Source organism: Cupriavidus sp. PET2-C1, from assembly GCF_054515855.1.
In genome coordinates this window covers 1,800,077-1,815,742 of the sequence record NZ_CM137259.1, presented here as the reverse complement: position 1 = coordinate 1,815,742, position 15,666 = coordinate 1,800,077, and the positions used below count along the sequence as shown (strand labels likewise).

Sequence of the window (15,666 nt, the reverse complement as noted above, 5' to 3'; positions counted from 1 at the left end):
GGGATTGCAACCATGGCTATTTCCTCGATAGGTGTCGGGGCCCAGCTGGACCTGAGCGCCTTGCTGGACAATCTGCAAAAGGCGGAAGAGACCAAGCTCACTGCCCTGACCAAGAAGGCCACCGTCCACACCACCAAGCTCTCCGCTTATGGTCTGCTGCAAGGGGCGCTGGCTTCGTTCCAGAATGCCGCCAGCGCGCTTGGCACGGCAAGCCTGTACAACAGTAGCACCACCACATCCAGCAACACCGGCGTGCTGGGCGTCGTGGCCGACAAGTCCGCGATGGCGGGCAGCTATGCGGTCAAGGTGTCGCAGCTGGCGCAGTCGCAAACGCTCGTGTCCAACGGCATCGCCGACAGCACGGGCATGTTGCTGGGCAGCGCCAAGATCACGATCGAGTTCGGCACCACCGAGGGCGCCGTCTTCACGCCCGGCACCGGCAAGCCTGCCTCGATCAACATCAACGGCACCAACAACACGCTGACCGGCATCCGCGATGCGATCAACGCATCCAATTCCGGCGTGACCGCCAGCATCGTCAACGATGGCGGCAGCACGCCGTACCGCATGGTGCTGACGTCCAACACCACGGGCGCCAAGTCCAGCATGCGGGTTTCCGTGGGCAGCAACGGCGCCGGCGACCCCAGCACCATTGCTGGCCTGCTGGCGTATGACCCGGCCGGCACCAAGGCGATGAAGCAGAACATCGAGGCCCTCGATGCCAAGCTGAACATCAACGGTATCGACGTGAGCAGCCCGACCAACTCGGTCCAAGGCGCCGCGCCGGGCCTGACGCTGAACCTGCTGAGCAAGGGCGAAAGTACGGTGACCGCCGTCACCGACACCGGAGCGATGTCTAGCGCCGTGCAGAGCTTTGTCACGGCCTACAACACGCTGCAAAGCACCGCCGCCAAGCTGTCCGCCTTCGACAAGAACAACAAGGGCACGCAGTCGCCGCTGCTGGGCGACGCTACGCTGCGCACGATCCAGAACCAGTTGCGTTCCGTGTTCAACACGCCGCAGACGGGTACCGGCGACGCCAGCCTGGTCAACCTGACCCAGATCGGGATCTCGTTCAAGGCCGACGGCTCCATGGGGCTCGACACCGCCAAGCTGAACAAGGCACTCGGCTCCAACCGGACCGGCGTGGCACAGCTGTTCAGCGGTGCCGACGGCAAGTCCGGTTATGGCAATCAGCTGGCGGAAATGGTGAAATCGTTCAGCGCGACAAAGGGCGCGCTGACGACGGCCACCGAAGGCATCAACACCAACCTGAAGAACCTCGACAGCGCCTACACCCGCACCTCCGCGGGGATCGACGCCACGATGTCGCGCTATCGCGCGCAGTTCCAGCAGCTTGACTTGATGATGAGCCGGATGAACTCCACCAAGACCTACCTCACGCAGCAATTCGCAGCGATGAACAAGACGTCCAACCAGTAATCCCCACCGCAGCCGTCCTGCCCGCAAGTGCGGGACGGCCCCGCCAACGGCTTACCGTCTCGCTTTCCCTTGGTGGCATAACCGTGCGATGCCGCTACACTGTCGCCTGATCCAAGCCAGTCAATCAGGAACCGCCCCACATGCGCGAACAAGAACAGAGCGGAAGCCCCCCTCCCTCACGCCCGCCTTCCCTGCGCCAAGCCGCAAGCATCCTGGTAGTGCGCGATGGCGCGGCCGGCATGGAAGTGCTGCTGGTGCGCCGCCCCGAGCGCAACGACGACCGCAGCAGCGGCGCCTTCGTCTTTCCCGGCGGCACGCTCGACCCCCAGGACAGAACCCTGCACGATGTCTGCGCCGGCCTGGACGATGCCGCGGCCAGCGCCCGTCTCAAGCTGCCTGACGGCGGCCTGGATTTCTACCTGGCAGCCGTGCGCGAGTGTTTCGAGGAAGCCGGCCTGCTGTTCGCGAGCGATGCCGGCGGCAAGCTGATCGCGCTGGACACGCTGGATGCCGCGCAGCAGGCATGGCTGCGCCAGTCCGCGCGCAGCGGCGGCCCGGGCATGGCGCAGCTCTGCGAGCGGCTTGGCGTGCGCCTGGCCGTGGACCGCCTGGCGTATCACAGCCACTGGCTGACGCCACCCGGCCTGCCCAAGCGCTTCGACACACGCTTTTTCGTGGCCGTGGCGCCCGCCGGCCAGTCCGCCACGCACGATGGCGACGAGGCCGTGGAGCATCTCTGGATACGCCCGAGCGATGCCATCGATCCGGCGCGCGGCCTGAAGCTGGTGGCAGTCACGCGGCGCACGCTAGCATCGATTGCCCGCTTCGACACCGCCCAGGCCTGCTTTGACCATGCGGCGCAGTTGCGCGACATTGCGCGCATCATGCCGCGCCTGGCCCAGGGCGGCGGTGGCCTGCGGCCCGTGCTGCCCTCTGAGCCCGCCTACGCCGAGATCGAGCGCATCGACCCGCAAGGCCAGGGCCATGCGCGCTATGAGCTGGCGACCGGCGCCGCGGTGCGGCTATCCGAGCGCATCTGGCGCGTCACGGCCGGCAATGGCAGCGTGATGACCGGGCCCGGCACCAATACGTACTTCGTGGGCGACCCCGCGCGCAACGAATGGGCGGTGATCGATCCGGGCCCCGACGACGAAGCCCATGTGGACGCCGTGCTGGCGGCCGCGCCCGGCCCGATCCGCTGGATCCTGGCCACCCACACCCACATCGACCACTCGCCGGCGACATCCAGGCTCAAGGCCGCCACCGGCGCGCCGGTGCTGGGCCGCCCCGCGCCGCAGACGCCGCGCCAGGACCAGACCTTCCAGCCCGAGCACATCCTGGCGCACGGCGAGCGCCTGGCGCTGGGCGAAGGCTGCACGCTGCGCGTCGTCCACACGCCGGGACATGCATCCAATCATCTTTGCTTCCTGCTCGAGGAAGAAAAGACCTTGTTCACCGGCGACCACGTGATGCAGGGCTCCACCGTCGTCATCAACCCGCCCGACGGTGACATGCGCGCGTACCTGGGCTCGCTCGCCGCGTTGCAGGACGAGGACCTGGAATGGCTTGCGCCCGGCCACGGCTTCCTGATGCCCCGGCCCGCGGATGCCATCCGCACCTTGATCCGCCATCGCATGCAGCGCGAGGCAAAGGTGCTCAACGCGTTGCGAGAGCTTGGCGAAACCGGCATCGATACCCTGCTCCTGCGCGTCTACGACGACGTGCCGGAACGCATGCTCCCGGTGGCAAAGCGCTCGCTGCTGGCGCACCTGCTCAAGCTGGTGCAGGACGGCCGCGTGCAGGAGTCCGACGAGAAGTGGCAGGTGCTGAAGCACGCATCAGACTGAAACGCGCGGGCAATGCAAACAAAAAGCCGACCTCGATAGGTCGGCTTTTTATTTGCTGACAACGCTGGATCTGCGTTGCCGTGCTCCCTGCCGTGCTCCCCTCTCCCGCGCGCGGGAGAGGGGTTGGGGGAGAGGGCGGGCGCTCATTACACCATCGTGCCGCAAAAAACCACGGGCTTCGCTTGAAGTGGCTCCTAGCTAAGCCACCCCTCTCCCCGGCCCTCTCCCCCTGAGGGGCGAGGGAGCGACAGCCATCGTCACGGCGCGCGGTTTTGGCCTGTTCGGCGGCTTCGGCTAATGCTTCAGGCTTGTCAGCAATACGTCTTACTCGGATACCGAAGCCATCAGCAGGTCGGCGGCGGACTCCAGCCGCTCGGGCGCCCCAAACAGCCGCGCAACGATCAGGCCGTTCTGCAGCGCGCCGTAGATCACTTGCGCCAGCGCGCGAGCCGTCACCGGGTAGACCTTGCCGTATTCCTTCTGCGCGCGCTCGATCAGCCCCATCAGCCAGTTCTCGTTCATGCGGTAGAACGCCTTGAGCTCGGCGTGGACCGACTCCGGCAGGCACAGCGTCTCGGTGGACAGCATACCCGCGAGGCAGATCTGGTCGCCGCAGGCCGCGGTACGCAGGAAGTTGAGGTAGCCCTCGGCTTGCACGGCAGGGGGAAGCGAGGCATCCACGCTACGCAGCCGCTCGGCGATGCGGGCGCTGTATTCTTTCACCGCCTCCAGCACCAGGTCGTCCTTGGCGGGGAAGTAATAGTGGATGCTCGACGTCTTCACGCCAACCAGTTCGGCCAGGTCGCGGTAGCTGAAACCATTGAAACCGCGCCGGCGAATAAGCACCAGCGTGTGTTCGAGCAGTTGTTCGCGTACGGATTGCGTTTTCATAGCGTGATCTTATCTATCTATCGATAGATCCTCAAGCCAATTTCGTGTGCAGTCGCAACAAGCCGGCTTAGTTGGCCCCAAGTTACGCCTTTATTGCGCTTATCACCGCCCTGCGCTGGCTCACGCCGGGAGCACTTGCGCCACCACGGTGATGGCAGAGCCACTGGCGACACAGAGAACCACCCAGCCGGCCAGGATCAGGAAACTATCCCGTAAATTCATGATGCACCCCTACTCTATTTCACACTCACTCTGTTTCCCGACTGCTATCGGGCATCCAGGCGGCGATCGCCGGGACACCCTTGCCGCGCTCAGGCATTGGCGCCTTCGCTGAACACGTCGAACTTGCCGCTGCGGGCGCCATCGGTGTAGGCGTCAACGCTGCGGGCCGGGCTGGCGGACACGCCGCTGCGATCCAGGCCGGCCACGATGCGGGCACCGTCCGTGTACGGGTCAGCCTTGCCAACGCGTGCGCCTTCGGTGAACGGGTCGAACTTGCCGCTGCGGGCGCCGTCGGTATAAGCGTCAACGCTGCGGGCCGGGCTAGCCGACACACCCGCGCGGTCCAAGCCGGCCACGATGCGGGCGCCGTCCGTGTACGGGTCGGCCTTGCCAACGCGTGCGCCTTCGGTGAACGGGTCGAACTTGCCGCTGCGGGCGCCGTCGGTGAAGGCGTCAGGCGTGGTGGTGCGGAACACGTAGCCGTACTTGTCACCGGCGAAGGTGCTGTCCTTCGGGCCCGAAGCCTGAGCGGTGCCGGCAACGAAAGCGGCGGCAAGGGCGGCGGCGGTGATCAGGGTCTTGGCGAAGAGGTTCGAGGTCATGATGTTCTCCATTGGCATTTGAGGACCCGCGCTTGGGCGGAATCGAATCGGTACACTTTGGAACCCTTCGCTTCTTCTGTTTGTTATCTACTAGTAGATAGATAAGCTGGCCAAAAAAAACGGGGATTCCCCGGGTGATGCGCTGGATCCTCTTTCCTGCTTCAGCTTTTCTTGCTGGGGCGGAGCAGCGGCTTCCATGTCCTGAATATTATCTACTGGTAGATAGATAGTCAAGGGGTTTTTTAGATCGGATACCAGAGATCCAGGATACCGCGCAAAGCGCACATGGGCCGTGGCGATGCGCTCGAAGAAAGGACAGGAAAGCCAGGAAAACCAGAGGAATGCACCGGCCGCGGCACACGCTTCACGCACCGGGAAAGGGCACGGCCGAAAGGGAAAAACGCAACAAGGATTTACAACGTTTTACTACGGCCCCCCGGGATTCACTCCTACGATGAACTGTGCGGGACGCGGCATAGGCAGGCGCGGGGCGAGTACGCATATGCCCTGGCCTGCCTTCACTTGCGTGCCCCGCTGGCCCACCGAGGTTACCGCCCCAGTTTGTCTGGCGTGGCGCAGATGCCAGCTATTCCGGCCAGCCTGTGCCCGAGCGCTCCCTCGCTGAACCATAGGCGACCACCTCCTTACCACCGGAGCAAGAGATGCGCAGAGTACTCACGTTGACGTTACTTGTCGCCGCCGCAACGGCTTCAGGCTTGAGCTATGGCCAGCAGAAAAAGTTCGACCCGTACACCGACGGGGCCAAGGCCAGCAAGGCCGATCCCTATACGGATGGGGCGAAAACCGGCAAATTCGATCCCTACACGGATGGCGCGAAGCAATCCACGCAAATGGACCTGAATGCCACGCAGGGCAAGCCCGATCCTTACACGGACGGGGCCAAGGCCGGCAAGGCTGATCCCTATACGGATGGCGCCAAGGCCGGCAAGGCCGACCCGTACACGGACGGCGCGAAATCGAAGTAGCGAACAGCCGAAAGGCGCGGCACCCCACGTTGCCGCGCCGCCGAGTGGCAACGCTGATGCCTAGGCGATAGCGCCCCGGCATCGGACCTTTGCAGCGGCAACCCCGCGCGACCCCTTGCCTGGTCGCGCAGGCTGCACTTGTGTGCGCAAATTCACGTTGCCCACTTCCCCCTTCCCCCTGCCCCTTTCCCCGATCGCGACGCCTAGCCAGCCAGGATCCGCTCGGGCTGCCGGCCGCTGGCGCCCAGCAACACCTCGGTGCCGCGCTGCGATGCCAGGATGGCGCGCGCACTGTATTCGCGCATGGCGGTTTCGTAGCCGCCAATGGCCGCCCGCAGCGAGCGGCGCCCGGCGGCGGCCTCGCCCAGCTGCTGCGATAGCAGGAGCGCATCGTGCAGCGCCGTGTTCGCGCCCAGGCCGCCGGCCGGGCTCATGGCGTGGATGGCGTCTCCCAGCACCGTGACGGCACTGCTTGGCCAGGCAGCGGGCACATCTGCCGTCCTGACTGGCACCATGGCCAGCGAGGCACGATCGCTCTGCTGGAACAGCGGGCGCAGCCCGGCATGCCACCCCGCCGTGATGCGTTCGAGGCGTGCGGCAAGCGCGTCCTGTTCCAACGCATCCCCGGCTTCCCAGCCAATGCCAAGGGCTTCGCGCGCGCCAAAGATGGCCCAGTAGAGGTAGTCGCCAGGCATGCTCAGGCGGTACCCCGCGGGCGGCGGCCGGAACCGCATCGGATCGATGATGACGGCCAGGCCATCGCCAAAGACGATCGACGTCCTGGCCGGCAGCAAGCCAGATAGCCGCACCAGCGTGGCAGGCGTGGGATAGGTCTTGCCGTAGAGGCAGGCAAACCCGGTATCGGCCGGTGCCGCGCCTGGCAGGCGCCGCCGGCGCACCCTTGAATTGACGCCATCCGCCGCGACGAGCAGGTCCGATACGGTGGATGAACCATCGGAGAAGCCGGTTTGCACGCGAGCGTCGTCGTCCTCGCGGTAACGCACGAACGCCTTGCCGAAATGCACCCGGTCCTCGATGCCATGCATCAGGACTTCACGCAGCGTCTGGCGGTTCACGCTCAGGTCTTCTGCTTCCGCTTCGGCTTCCACGTCCGCTGCGGCGGGCGCATCGCCGCGGACACGCCGCCACGACGCCACCCACCTGCCGCTGACGGCCTCGAGCCCGGTGTCGACTATGTTGACGCCAGCGTTGGGGATGGCGCCAGTCGCCTGGAACACGCTGAGCAGCGCCGCCGGCAGGCAACCCTTCAAGGCCTCTTGGCCCGCGTGGTCGATCCGGATGCGGTAGCCCTGCGTACGGCTGGCCAGCGCGGCGTCGCGCTCATAGACGTCAAAGGCAATGCCGCGCCGCTTGAGCCCTTGCGCCAGGCATAAGCCGCCCAGGCCGGCGCCGACGATGGTGATGTGCAGTGGTTTCATAGGCCGGAAGAATGTCGCGGTTTGGGCCATGACGGTGCTTGTACAGCGCTCAACGCGCGGCTGCCCCGGGTGCCTGGGCATCCGCGGGTGTATCCGGCGTGGTCTCGTCCAGCGCCCGCGCGGCCAGCGCAAGCGCGTCGGCCATGGTGGCGGAAATCGCCATGGGAATGCCAAAGGCCTTGACGGCAAGCAATGCCTGGGCCCTGAGCGCGGCCCGCTTGATCGGGTCGGGCTCGATGTGGATCAGCGCCTTGCATACCGCGCCGAGCGGCGCCTTGTACTGTTTCAGCCACAAGGCACGCTGCTTGCGATCCTCCTGCGTTTCCTCCGCTGGCCGCTGGTCATGGATCAGGACAAAAGGCCGGCCCTGCTCGACCAGCGCGGTCATCTCCTCGCGCCACTGGATGGCATAGCCCGGCTGCATGGCCTGCGTGCGGCCGATCACGATGGGGAAACGGCTGGCGTCGTAAATCTGGCAGCTGGGAATTTCCGGTGCTGCGGGTATTGCGGGGATTGCGGTCTGCATGTGGATCTCCTGCGGCGCGGGGAAATGTGGATGGCAGCGCCTTGGAGCAGTATCTGGCGTAAACGCGTAGACTCGATATCGTTATCCTGCCTAAAAATAATGTGTTTCAGCCATGTCGTCGCATCCATCCCATCCTGCGTCCCCTGCCCGCGTGACAGCGGAAACGGAAAGCCTGCTGGCCGCCTTTGCCGACACCAGCGAACAGCCGGACGGCCCTGCCCTGATCGCGATGCGCGGCGCCGACAAGGCGGACAACGAGTTCCGGCTCGGCACGCGTGAGCTGGGCTGGCACAGCCACGTGCGCGGCCAGCTGTTCTGCATCGACAACGGCCTGGTGCACGTCCGCACGCAGCGCGGCTCCTGGCTGCTGCCCGCCCAGCGGGCTGGCTGGATGCCGCCGGGAGAAATGCACCGGGTCACGATCAGCGGCGTGCTGAGCGGCTGGAATGTGTGGATCGCGCCCGCCGCGGCGCAGGACCTGCCCAGCATGCCCTGCGTGGTGGGGACCAGCGATGTCATGCGCGCGCTGATCAGCCGCGCTGCGTCGTGGCCTTCGCCGTTCACGCTGGACGCCGCACAGGAGCGGATCATCGCCGTGCTGCTCGATGAGATCCGGCAGGCGCCACAACAACCCCTGCACCTGCCACTGCCTAGCGACCGGCGTGCCTGCCGCATCAGCGACGCTATCCTGGCGCAGCCCGATGACCACCGCAGCCTGGTGGAATGGGCGGCCTGGGCCGGCTTGTCTGCGCGCACGCTTTCCCGCCTGTTCCTGGCCGAGACCGGCCTGAGCTTCGCCAACTGGCGGCAGCAGGCGCGCCTCACGCTGGCGCTGGAGCGGCTCGCGCGCGGCGAGGCCGTGGGCGAGGTTGCGCAGGCGCTGGGCTACGCCACGCCAAGCAACTTCATCGCCATGTTCCGCCGTGCGTTTGGCGATTCTCCGGCCCGGTATTTCGCCAGCCGCGGGGTGCATGCGTAGCCATCCGTGCCGGGAAGCGGCGCATTGGGAACCTGTTGATCGCCTTCTACGCACGCGCTAAACAATGTAGATTCTGACCTTGAATTTATCTGACTTATCAAATACTATCCAGCCAACAGACGGCAGGTGACAGACAGGAGGCAACCATGAAGCACTACACGAAAGGGACTTTCAACCTGACGGATAGCGTCGGTTTTTATCTCAACAAGGCCCGCAATCTTGTGCTGATGGAGATGGACGCGGCCCTGAAAGAGCTGGATATCACCGCCCAGCAGATGGGCATCCTGCTGTCGCTGTCGCGCGGCACGGCCACCACCCCGTTCGAGCTGAGCAAGCTGCTGGTGATCGACACCGGCCTGATGACCCGCATCCTCGACAAGCTGGAGCACAAGGGCCTCTTGACCCGCTCGCGCAGCGTCGATGACCGCCGCGTGGTCAACCTGGAACTCACCGCCAAGGGCCACAGCGTTGCCAACCAGATCCCGGAGATCGCCCCCGAGGTGCTCAATGCGCGCCTCAAGAATTTCAGCAAGAGCGAGTTCGACGAATTGTTGCGCCTGCTCGACAAATTCTCGGCCGCCTGAGCGCGCGTCTTTTTTTAACCATTTATCTGACAAATCAGAAAATGAAAACGCAGACTTCTAGAACGACCGGCCGCGCCCTGCGCTCCGCCCAGGTCCTGCCCCTGCTGCTCAGTGCCTGGCTGGCCGGCTGCGCCAGCTACGCGGGCATCTCCAGCGACAAGCACGTCGCCGAGCCCAACGCGCTGGAAACCACTGCCAGCCTGCCCGCCGAGCAAGGCCACTGGCCCGCGGCCGACTGGGCCGCCCAGTTCGGCGACGCGCAGCTGCACGCGCTGATTGCCGAGGCGCTCGAAGGCAGCCCGTCGATCGACATGGCCAAGGCTCGCCTGGCCGCCGCCGCTGCCTACAGCGAAGGCGCCAATGCCAACACCTTGCCGCGCGTGGATGCGGCTTACGCCTTGACCCGCCAGCAGTACTCGGCCACGGCCATGGTGCCGCCGCCCGTCGCGGGTTCCTGGCAGACCGAAAACCGTGGCGTGATCAGCGCCACCTATGAACTCGACCTGTGGGGCAAGAACCGCGAAGCCCTGGCCTCATCGGTCTCGGCCCGCCGTGCCGCCGAGGCGGAATCGGAGCAGGTCCGCCTGTCCGTCAGCTCGGCCGTGGCCCGCGCCTATAACGAACTGGCCCGCCTGTACGCCCTGCTCGACATCGCCCAGGACGAAGTCAGGCAGCGCAGCGCGCTGGCCCGCATCACCCACGCGCGCGCCACCTCCGGCCTGGACACCGAAGTGGAACAACGCACCGCCGACGCCAACCTCGACGCCAGCAACGCGGCGGTCACGGCGCTCAACGGCGCCATTCTCAATGCCCGCTACCAGCTGGGCGCCCTGCTCGGCCGCGGCCCGGACCGCGGCCTGGCCCTCGCGCGGCCCACGCTGAGCCCCGGCGATGCAGTGCAGCTGCCGGACAACCTCCCGGCCGACCTGGTTTCGCGCCGCCCCGACATCGTTGCCGCACGGTGGCGCGTGGATGCCAGCACACACGACATCAAGGTGGCCAAGGCCGGCTTCTATCCCGACATCAACCTGAGCGCCGCGATTGGCCTGGATGCCTTTGGCTTTGGCCGCTTTCTCACCGCCGCCAGCCGCACCGCCAGCGCCGGCCCGGCCATCCACCTGCCGATCTTCGATGCCGGCGCGCTGCGCGCGCAGTTGAAGGGCCGCTACGCGGAATTCGACATGGCGGTGGCGAACTACAACCAGACGCTGATCGGCGCCCTGACCGACGTGGCGACGCAACTGGCCCAGATCCGCACGATCGATGCGCAACTGGCCGATGCACTGCGCGCCGAGCAAAACAGCCGCCGTGCCCGCGACCTGGCCCTTGCGCAATATCGCCAGGGCCTGACGACCCAGCTCACCGTGCTGAACGCGGAAACCAACGCGCTGGCCCGCACCCAGGCCGTGGCCCAACTGCGCATGACGCGCCGCGACCGCCAGATCGCGCTGGCGGCATCGCTTGGCGGCGGCTACACGGACACGTCCGGGGTGGCGCCCGCGGCGGTGGCCGCGCAGCCGCCGGTCCTTCGCGCCGCCGCGCTGGGCGCTCCCGTACAGCCGCAATAACCGGGATAGCCGCGATAGCCGCTCAACGCCGAACCCGCCACACGCCACACGCCACCGATACCAATACCGAGGTGATCAACATGACCGAAGCTACCCAGACCGAAACCACCGCCGACAGCAACAGCAACAGCAACAGCAGCACCGCCCCCGCCAGCAGGATGGCCACCCGCAAGCGCCTGCTCGCCGCGCTGGGCCTGGCCTCCCTGATTGCCGCCGGCGGCTACGCTGGCTACTACTTCACCTACGCCTTGCATCACGAAGACACCGACGACGCCTACGTCAACGGCAACCTCGTGCAGCTCACGCCGCAGGTCAGCGGCACCGTGATCAGCGTCAACGCCGACGACACGCAGATCGTCCAGGCCGGCGAAGCCGTGGTCAACCTCGACCCGGCCGATGCGCAGGTCGCGCTGGGCAACGCCCGGGCCCAGCTCGCGCAAACGGTGCGCCAGGTCAGCGCCCTCTACGTCAACAACAACGTCTACCAGGCCGCGATCCAGCAGCGCCAGGCCGACCTGGCCAAGGCCCGCGACGATTTCCAGCGCCGCAGCCAGGTGACGGAAACCGGGGCCGTGTCGGCGGAAGACGTGGCCCACGCCCGCGACGCGGTCAAGACCGCCGAGGCCGCGCTCGAAGCCGCTCGCCAGCAACTTGCGTCCAACCGCACCATGACCGACCAGACCACGGTCGCCGAGCACCCCGCCGTACAGGCCGCCGCCGCCAAGCTGCGCGACGCGCATCTCGCCCTGGCGCGCAACACGCTGCCGGCGCCGGTCACGGGCTATGTGGCACGCCGCTCGGTGCAGGTCGGCCAGCGCGTGTCCCCGGGCGCCCCGATGATGGCCATCGTCCCGCTGGATGGCGTGTGGGTGGATGCCAACTTCAAGGAAGTCCAGCTCCAGCACATGCGGATCGGCCAGCCGGTTGCACTGCGCGCGGACGTGTACGGCAGCAGCGTGCGCTATCACGGCCGCGTGGTGGGCTTCTCCGCCGGCACCGGCAGCGCGTTCTCGGCGTTGCCGGCACAAAACGCCACCGGCAACTGGATCAAGGTAGTGCAACGCCTGCCCGCCCGCATCGAGCTCGATCCGGCGGAGCTGCGTGCCCACCCGCTGCAGATCGGCTTGTCGATGCAGGTCGACGTGGACACCAGGAACCGCAGCGGCGCGCAACTCGGCGCGGTCAAGAAAACCACCTACAGCACCAATGTCTACCGTGGCTATGGGGAGCAAGCCGATGCTGAAATCGCTCGCATCATCGCGCTGAACAGCACCTCGGGCGCATCCAGCCAGGGCGCACAGGCCACCGCGGTTGCCGCGAAGTCGGCGGAAAAGCCCGCCAAGGGTGCTGTCCTGTGATGCCTTGCCATGATTTTTCTTCGTCATTTATCTGATAACTCAGATTTTTAAATCGAAATCAAATCCGGCAAAGCCGGCCGACACAAGCCAGTGACCCGTCGAGTTCAATATGGAAAACGCCAACACAGCCGAACCGCTCCAGCCACCGCCGCTTACCGGCGGCAAGCTGGTGCTAGCCACCTTCGCGGTAGCGCTCGCCACCTTCATGAACGTGCTCGACTCGTCGATCGCCAACGTGGCCATTCCCACCATCTCCGGCAACCTCGGTGTATCGGTGGACGAAGGCACGTGGGTCATCACGCTGTTCGCCGCCGCCAACGCGGTATCGATCCCGCTCACAGGCTGGCTGACCCAGCGCATCGGGCAAATCCGCCTGTTCGTCGGTGCCATCCTGCTGTTCGTGCTGTCATCCTGGCTGTGCGGCATTGCGCCCACCCTGCCAATCCTGCTGGCCGCGCGCGTGCTGCAAGGCGCCGTGGCAGGCCCGCTGATTCCGCTCTCGCAGGCTATCCTGCTTGGCTCGTATCCCAAGCAACGCAGTTCCACGGCGCTGGCGCTGTGGGCCATGACAGCCACCGTGGGCCCGATTGCCGGCCCGGCGCTGGGCGGCTGGATGACCGACCGCTACTCCTGGTCGTGGATCTTCTACATCAACATTCCCGTAGGCCTGTTCGCCGCCGCCGTCACCTGGATCATCTACCGCTCGCGTGAAACACCGAAGCGCGCGCTGCCGATCGACAAGGTTGGCCTGGCTTCGCTCATCACCTGGGTGGCAGCGCTGCAGATCATGCTCGACAAGGGCAAGGATCTCGACTGGTTCCATTCGTCGCTGATCGTGGGCCTGGGCGTCGTTGCGTTGATCAGCTTTATCTTCTTCGTGATCTGGGAGCTGACCGAGGAACATCCGATCGTCGATCTCAAGTTGTTTGCCGGGCGCAACTTCCTGGGCGGCACCGTGGCGATCTCGGTTGCCTACGGCGTATTCTTCGCCAACCTGGTCCTGCTGCCGCAATGGATGCAGCAGTACCTTGGCTACCCGGCCGTGAACGCCGGCCTGGTGACCGCACCGCTGGGCATCTTCGCCGTGGTACTGGCGCCGGTGCTGGGCAAGATCATGCCGCGCTCCGACGCGCGGGTGCTGGCGACCATGGCCTTTGCCGGCTTTGCCGCAGTGTTCTTCATGCGCTCGGGCTACACCACCACGGTGGACACCTGGACGCTGGTGCTGCCCACGTTGCTGCAAGGCATCCCCACCGCGCTGTTCTTCGTGCCGCTGACCGCGATCATCCTGTCGGGGCTGTCCCCGGACAAGATTCCGGCCGCCGCGGGCCTGTCGAACTTTGTCCGCGTGTTCACCGGCGCGGTAGGGACGTCGCTGGCCAGCACGGCCTGGAACGACCGCAATGTCCTGCACCACTCGCAACTCGCGGAGCAGGCCAGCCAGCACAACCCGGCCTTTGTGCACGCGCTGGAAGCCTTGCAGGCCACGGCCGGTTTCAGCCATGAGCAGGCGATGGCGTTCTTCGAACGCAACCTCACCACGCAAGCCGCCATGCTTGGCTTGAACGATATCTTCTGGATCTCGGGCGTGATCTTCATCGCGATCATTCCGCTGATCTGGTTCACCAAGCCGGCCAAGGGCGGCAATGCTGCCGCTGCTGCGGCCGCGCACTGAAGGCGCGCGGGAGCTTGTATGAATGGGGGGGGCAATCCGGCCTGCTTGCTTGCCGCCCTGCCGCGCCGCGTGCCACCCCGTTGACACATCCGCATTTTATGTTGCATTTGAAATGCTTGTTTTATAGAATCGTTCACAGCTTGCTGCGCCGCACGATATGCGAGGTCTGTTGGCAAGCGCACAGGCAAAGACCGACAAACACTGACAAACACCAACGGCAATCCGCGTTTCATCCCACCCTTTGCGAGAGGCGTCATGCTGCCCCAGCCACAGACCCAGCCATCTACCCGGCCGCCAACCGGCGCCGGATACCACGGCCACCCCGTGCTTGCGCTCGCGTTCCGGCCCTTCTATCTGCTGGCGGCGGGCTTCGCCGTAGTGGCCATCGGCGTGTGGGCAGCCATTTACCTGGGCTGGTGGCCCCGGTCTGGCGCACAGCCGGCCATGGGCGGCATGCTGTGGCATGCGCACGAGATGGTGTTTGGCTTTGCCGCCGTGGTTGTGGCCGGCTTCTTGTTTACCGCCGGCAAGAACTGGACGGGACAGCAGACGCCGCAGGGCTGGCTGCTGGGTGGTCTCGCCGCTGTGTGGCTCGCGGCGCGCGTGGCGATGTGGACCGGGCCCGCCCCTGCCGCGGCCGTGCTGGACCTCGCCTTCCTGCTGCTGTGCGCCACCGCCTTCCTGCGCGTGCTGGTGCGCGCCGGCAGCGCGCGCAACTATGGCCTTGCCGCCGCCCTGTTCCTGCTGTGGGCGCTGAACGCGGTGTTCCACCTGGCGATGGCGCGAGGCGCCGTGCACGTCGCGCTGCAAAGTGCCGATGCCGGCATCGGCCTGGTCGTCATCTTCATTACCGTGATCGGCGGGCGGGTGATCCCGATGTTCACGGCCAATACCGTGCCCGGCGTACGCATCCGGCGCTCGACGCCGGTGGAGCGCAGCGTGGTGGCGCTGACGCTGGCCGCGATGATCGCCTGCACGCTGGCGCCGCGCGGCATGGCAACCGCGGTCATCGCGCTGCTGGCTGCGCTGGCGCAAGCGCTGCGGCTTGGCGGCTGGAGCTCGTGGCACACGGTGCGCAAACCGCTGATCGCCATCCTTCACCTGGCGTATGCCTGCCTGCCGCTGGGCCTGGTACTGCTGGCGGCATCCGCCCTGGGCTGGACCGACCGCTCGACAGCGCTGCACGCCCTCACCGTAGGCGCGATCGGCTGCGCCATCCTGGGGATGATCACGCGCACCGCGCTGGGCCACACCGGCCGCAAGCTGGAAGCGGGTGCGATGGAGAACGCCGCCTACGCGTGCATCGGCCTGGCCGCTGTCGTCCGCGTGATCGGGCCGCTGCTGTTGCCGCAATTCAAACCGTACTGGATCGCCAGCGCGGCGGCGCTCTGGATGGCGGCCTTCGCGCTGTACCTGCTGAAGTACGTGCCCTACCTGACCCGGCCCCGGGCCGACGGACGGGAAGGTTAAGGCTTCCCGCGATGCCCCCCCGAACGAGACCACGCGCCCCGCTTTACCCACCTGCCGCCTCGGCCTTTGGCATCAT

At 66.2% G+C, this 15,666-nt stretch carries 13 protein-coding genes; 9 read left to right on the top strand and 4 right to left on the bottom strand.

The window, feature by feature from the left end:
• The first annotated feature begins 12 nt into the window (after positions 1-12).
• The gene (fliD, locus tag ACX12D_RS08305; RefSeq protein WP_459373612.1) at positions 13-1,443 is read left to right on the top strand and encodes a flagellar filament capping protein FliD; all 1,431 of its coding nucleotides are present in this window, start codon (positions 13-15) and stop codon (positions 1,441-1,443) included.
• 140 nt (positions 1,444-1,583) lie between these two features.
• The gene (locus tag ACX12D_RS08300; protein ID WP_459373611.1) at positions 1,584-3,290 is read left to right on the top strand and encodes an MBL fold metallo-hydrolase; all 1,707 of its coding nucleotides are present in this window, start codon (positions 1,584-1,586) and stop codon (positions 3,288-3,290) included.
• Between the two features lie 324 nt (positions 3,291-3,614).
• Here the strand turns inward: ACX12D_RS08300 and ACX12D_RS08295 are convergent, their stop codons facing one another.
• Together ACX12D_RS08295 and ACX12D_RS08290 are read right to left on the bottom strand one after the other, a co-directional pair.
• On the bottom strand, positions 3,615-4,181 hold the full coding sequence (locus tag ACX12D_RS08295) for a TetR/AcrR family transcriptional regulator (protein ID WP_441631845.1): 567 nt from the start codon (positions 4,179-4,181) through the stop codon (positions 3,615-3,617).
• Between the two features lie 311 nt (positions 4,182-4,492).
• Positions 4,493-5,005, bottom strand: coding sequence for a copper resistance protein CopQ (locus ACX12D_RS08290; RefSeq protein WP_459373610.1), 513 nt, complete (start codon positions 5,003-5,005; stop codon positions 4,493-4,495).
• Positions 5,006-5,667: 662 nt separating this feature from the next.
• Here ACX12D_RS08290 and ACX12D_RS08285 point away from each other — a divergent pair.
• A complete protein-coding gene (locus tag ACX12D_RS08285) occupies positions 5,668-5,991 on the top strand; it encodes a hypothetical protein (protein ID WP_441630894.1) in 324 nt (107 codons plus the stop codon).
• 203 nt (positions 5,992-6,194) lie between these two features.
• Here ACX12D_RS08285 and ACX12D_RS08280 read toward each other — a convergent pair whose 3' ends face one another.
• Positions 6,195-7,430: an FAD-dependent oxidoreductase gene (locus ACX12D_RS08280; protein WP_459373609.1), complete on the bottom strand. Its 1,236-nt coding sequence runs from the start codon at positions 7,428-7,430 to the stop codon at positions 6,195-6,197.
• Between the two features lie 49 nt (positions 7,431-7,479).
• Complete coding sequence (locus ACX12D_RS08275; RefSeq protein WP_459373608.1) at positions 7,480-7,956, bottom strand: hypothetical protein; 477 nt, start codon at positions 7,954-7,956, stop codon at positions 7,480-7,482.
• Between the two features lie 112 nt (positions 7,957-8,068).
• On the opposite strand from ACX12D_RS08275, the gene ACX12D_RS08270 reads away from it, so the two are divergent.
• The 6 genes from ACX12D_RS08270 to ACX12D_RS08245 all read left to right on the top strand — a co-directional run bounded on the left by ACX12D_RS08270 (position 8,069) and on the right by ACX12D_RS08245 (position 15,590).
• On the top strand, positions 8,069-8,935 hold the full coding sequence (locus ACX12D_RS08270) for an AraC family transcriptional regulator (protein WP_459373607.1): 867 nt from the start codon (positions 8,069-8,071) through the stop codon (positions 8,933-8,935).
• 146 nt (positions 8,936-9,081) lie between these two features.
• Complete coding sequence (locus ACX12D_RS08265; protein WP_441630886.1) at positions 9,082-9,519, top strand: MarR family winged helix-turn-helix transcriptional regulator; 438 nt, start codon at positions 9,082-9,084, stop codon at positions 9,517-9,519.
• Positions 9,520-9,560: 41 nt separating this feature from the next.
• Positions 9,561-11,087 carry an efflux transporter outer membrane subunit gene (locus ACX12D_RS08260; protein ID WP_459373605.1) on the top strand — a complete coding sequence of 509 codons (1,527 nt, stop codon included), beginning with the start codon at positions 9,561-9,563 and terminating at the stop codon, positions 11,085-11,087.
• Positions 11,088-11,167: 80 nt separating this feature from the next.
• Positions 11,168-12,445, top strand: a complete 1,278-nt coding sequence (locus ACX12D_RS08255; RefSeq protein ID WP_459373604.1) for an HlyD family secretion protein — start codon at positions 11,168-11,170, stop codon at positions 12,443-12,445.
• A 109-nt stretch (positions 12,446-12,554) separates the two neighbouring features.
• Positions 12,555-14,120: a DHA2 family efflux MFS transporter permease subunit gene (locus ACX12D_RS08250; protein ID WP_459373603.1), complete on the top strand. Its 1,566-nt coding sequence runs from the start codon at positions 12,555-12,557 to the stop codon at positions 14,118-14,120.
• Between the two features lie 255 nt (positions 14,121-14,375).
• Complete coding sequence (locus ACX12D_RS08245) at positions 14,376-15,590, top strand: NnrS family protein (RefSeq protein ID WP_459373602.1); 1,215 nt, start codon at positions 14,376-14,378, stop codon at positions 15,588-15,590.
• The last annotated feature ends 76 nt before the right edge of the window (positions 15,591-15,666 follow it).

Coding starts and splice junctions, on each gene's coding strand:
- fliD (WP_459373612.1), top strand. CDS start 13: ATGGCTATTTCCTCGATAGGTGTCGGGGCCCAGCTGGACCTGAGCGCC.
- ACX12D_RS08300 (WP_459373611.1), top strand. CDS start 1,584: ATGCGCGAACAAGAACAGAGCGGAAGCCCCCCTCCCTCACGCCCGCCT.
- ACX12D_RS08295 (WP_441631845.1), bottom strand. CDS start 4,181: ATGAAAACGCAATCCGTACGCGAACAACTGCTCGAACACACGCTGGTG.
- ACX12D_RS08290 (WP_459373610.1), bottom strand. CDS start 5,005: ATGACCTCGAACCTCTTCGCCAAGACCCTGATCACCGCCGCCGCCCTT.
- ACX12D_RS08285 (WP_441630894.1), top strand. CDS start 5,668: ATGCGCAGAGTACTCACGTTGACGTTACTTGTCGCCGCCGCAACGGCT.
- ACX12D_RS08280 (WP_459373609.1), bottom strand. CDS start 7,430: ATGAAACCACTGCACATCACCATCGTCGGCGCCGGCCTGGGCGGCTTA.
- ACX12D_RS08275 (WP_459373608.1), bottom strand. CDS start 7,956: ATGCAGACCGCAATCCCCGCAATACCCGCAGCACCGGAAATTCCCAGC.
- ACX12D_RS08270 (WP_459373607.1), top strand. CDS start 8,069: ATGTCGTCGCATCCATCCCATCCTGCGTCCCCTGCCCGCGTGACAGCG.
- ACX12D_RS08265 (WP_441630886.1), top strand. CDS start 9,082: ATGAAGCACTACACGAAAGGGACTTTCAACCTGACGGATAGCGTCGGT.
- ACX12D_RS08260 (WP_459373605.1), top strand. CDS start 9,561: ATGAAAACGCAGACTTCTAGAACGACCGGCCGCGCCCTGCGCTCCGCC.
- ACX12D_RS08255 (WP_459373604.1), top strand. CDS start 11,168: ATGACCGAAGCTACCCAGACCGAAACCACCGCCGACAGCAACAGCAAC.
- ACX12D_RS08250 (WP_459373603.1), top strand. CDS start 12,555: ATGGAAAACGCCAACACAGCCGAACCGCTCCAGCCACCGCCGCTTACC.
- ACX12D_RS08245 (WP_459373602.1), top strand. CDS start 14,376: ATGCTGCCCCAGCCACAGACCCAGCCATCTACCCGGCCGCCAACCGGC.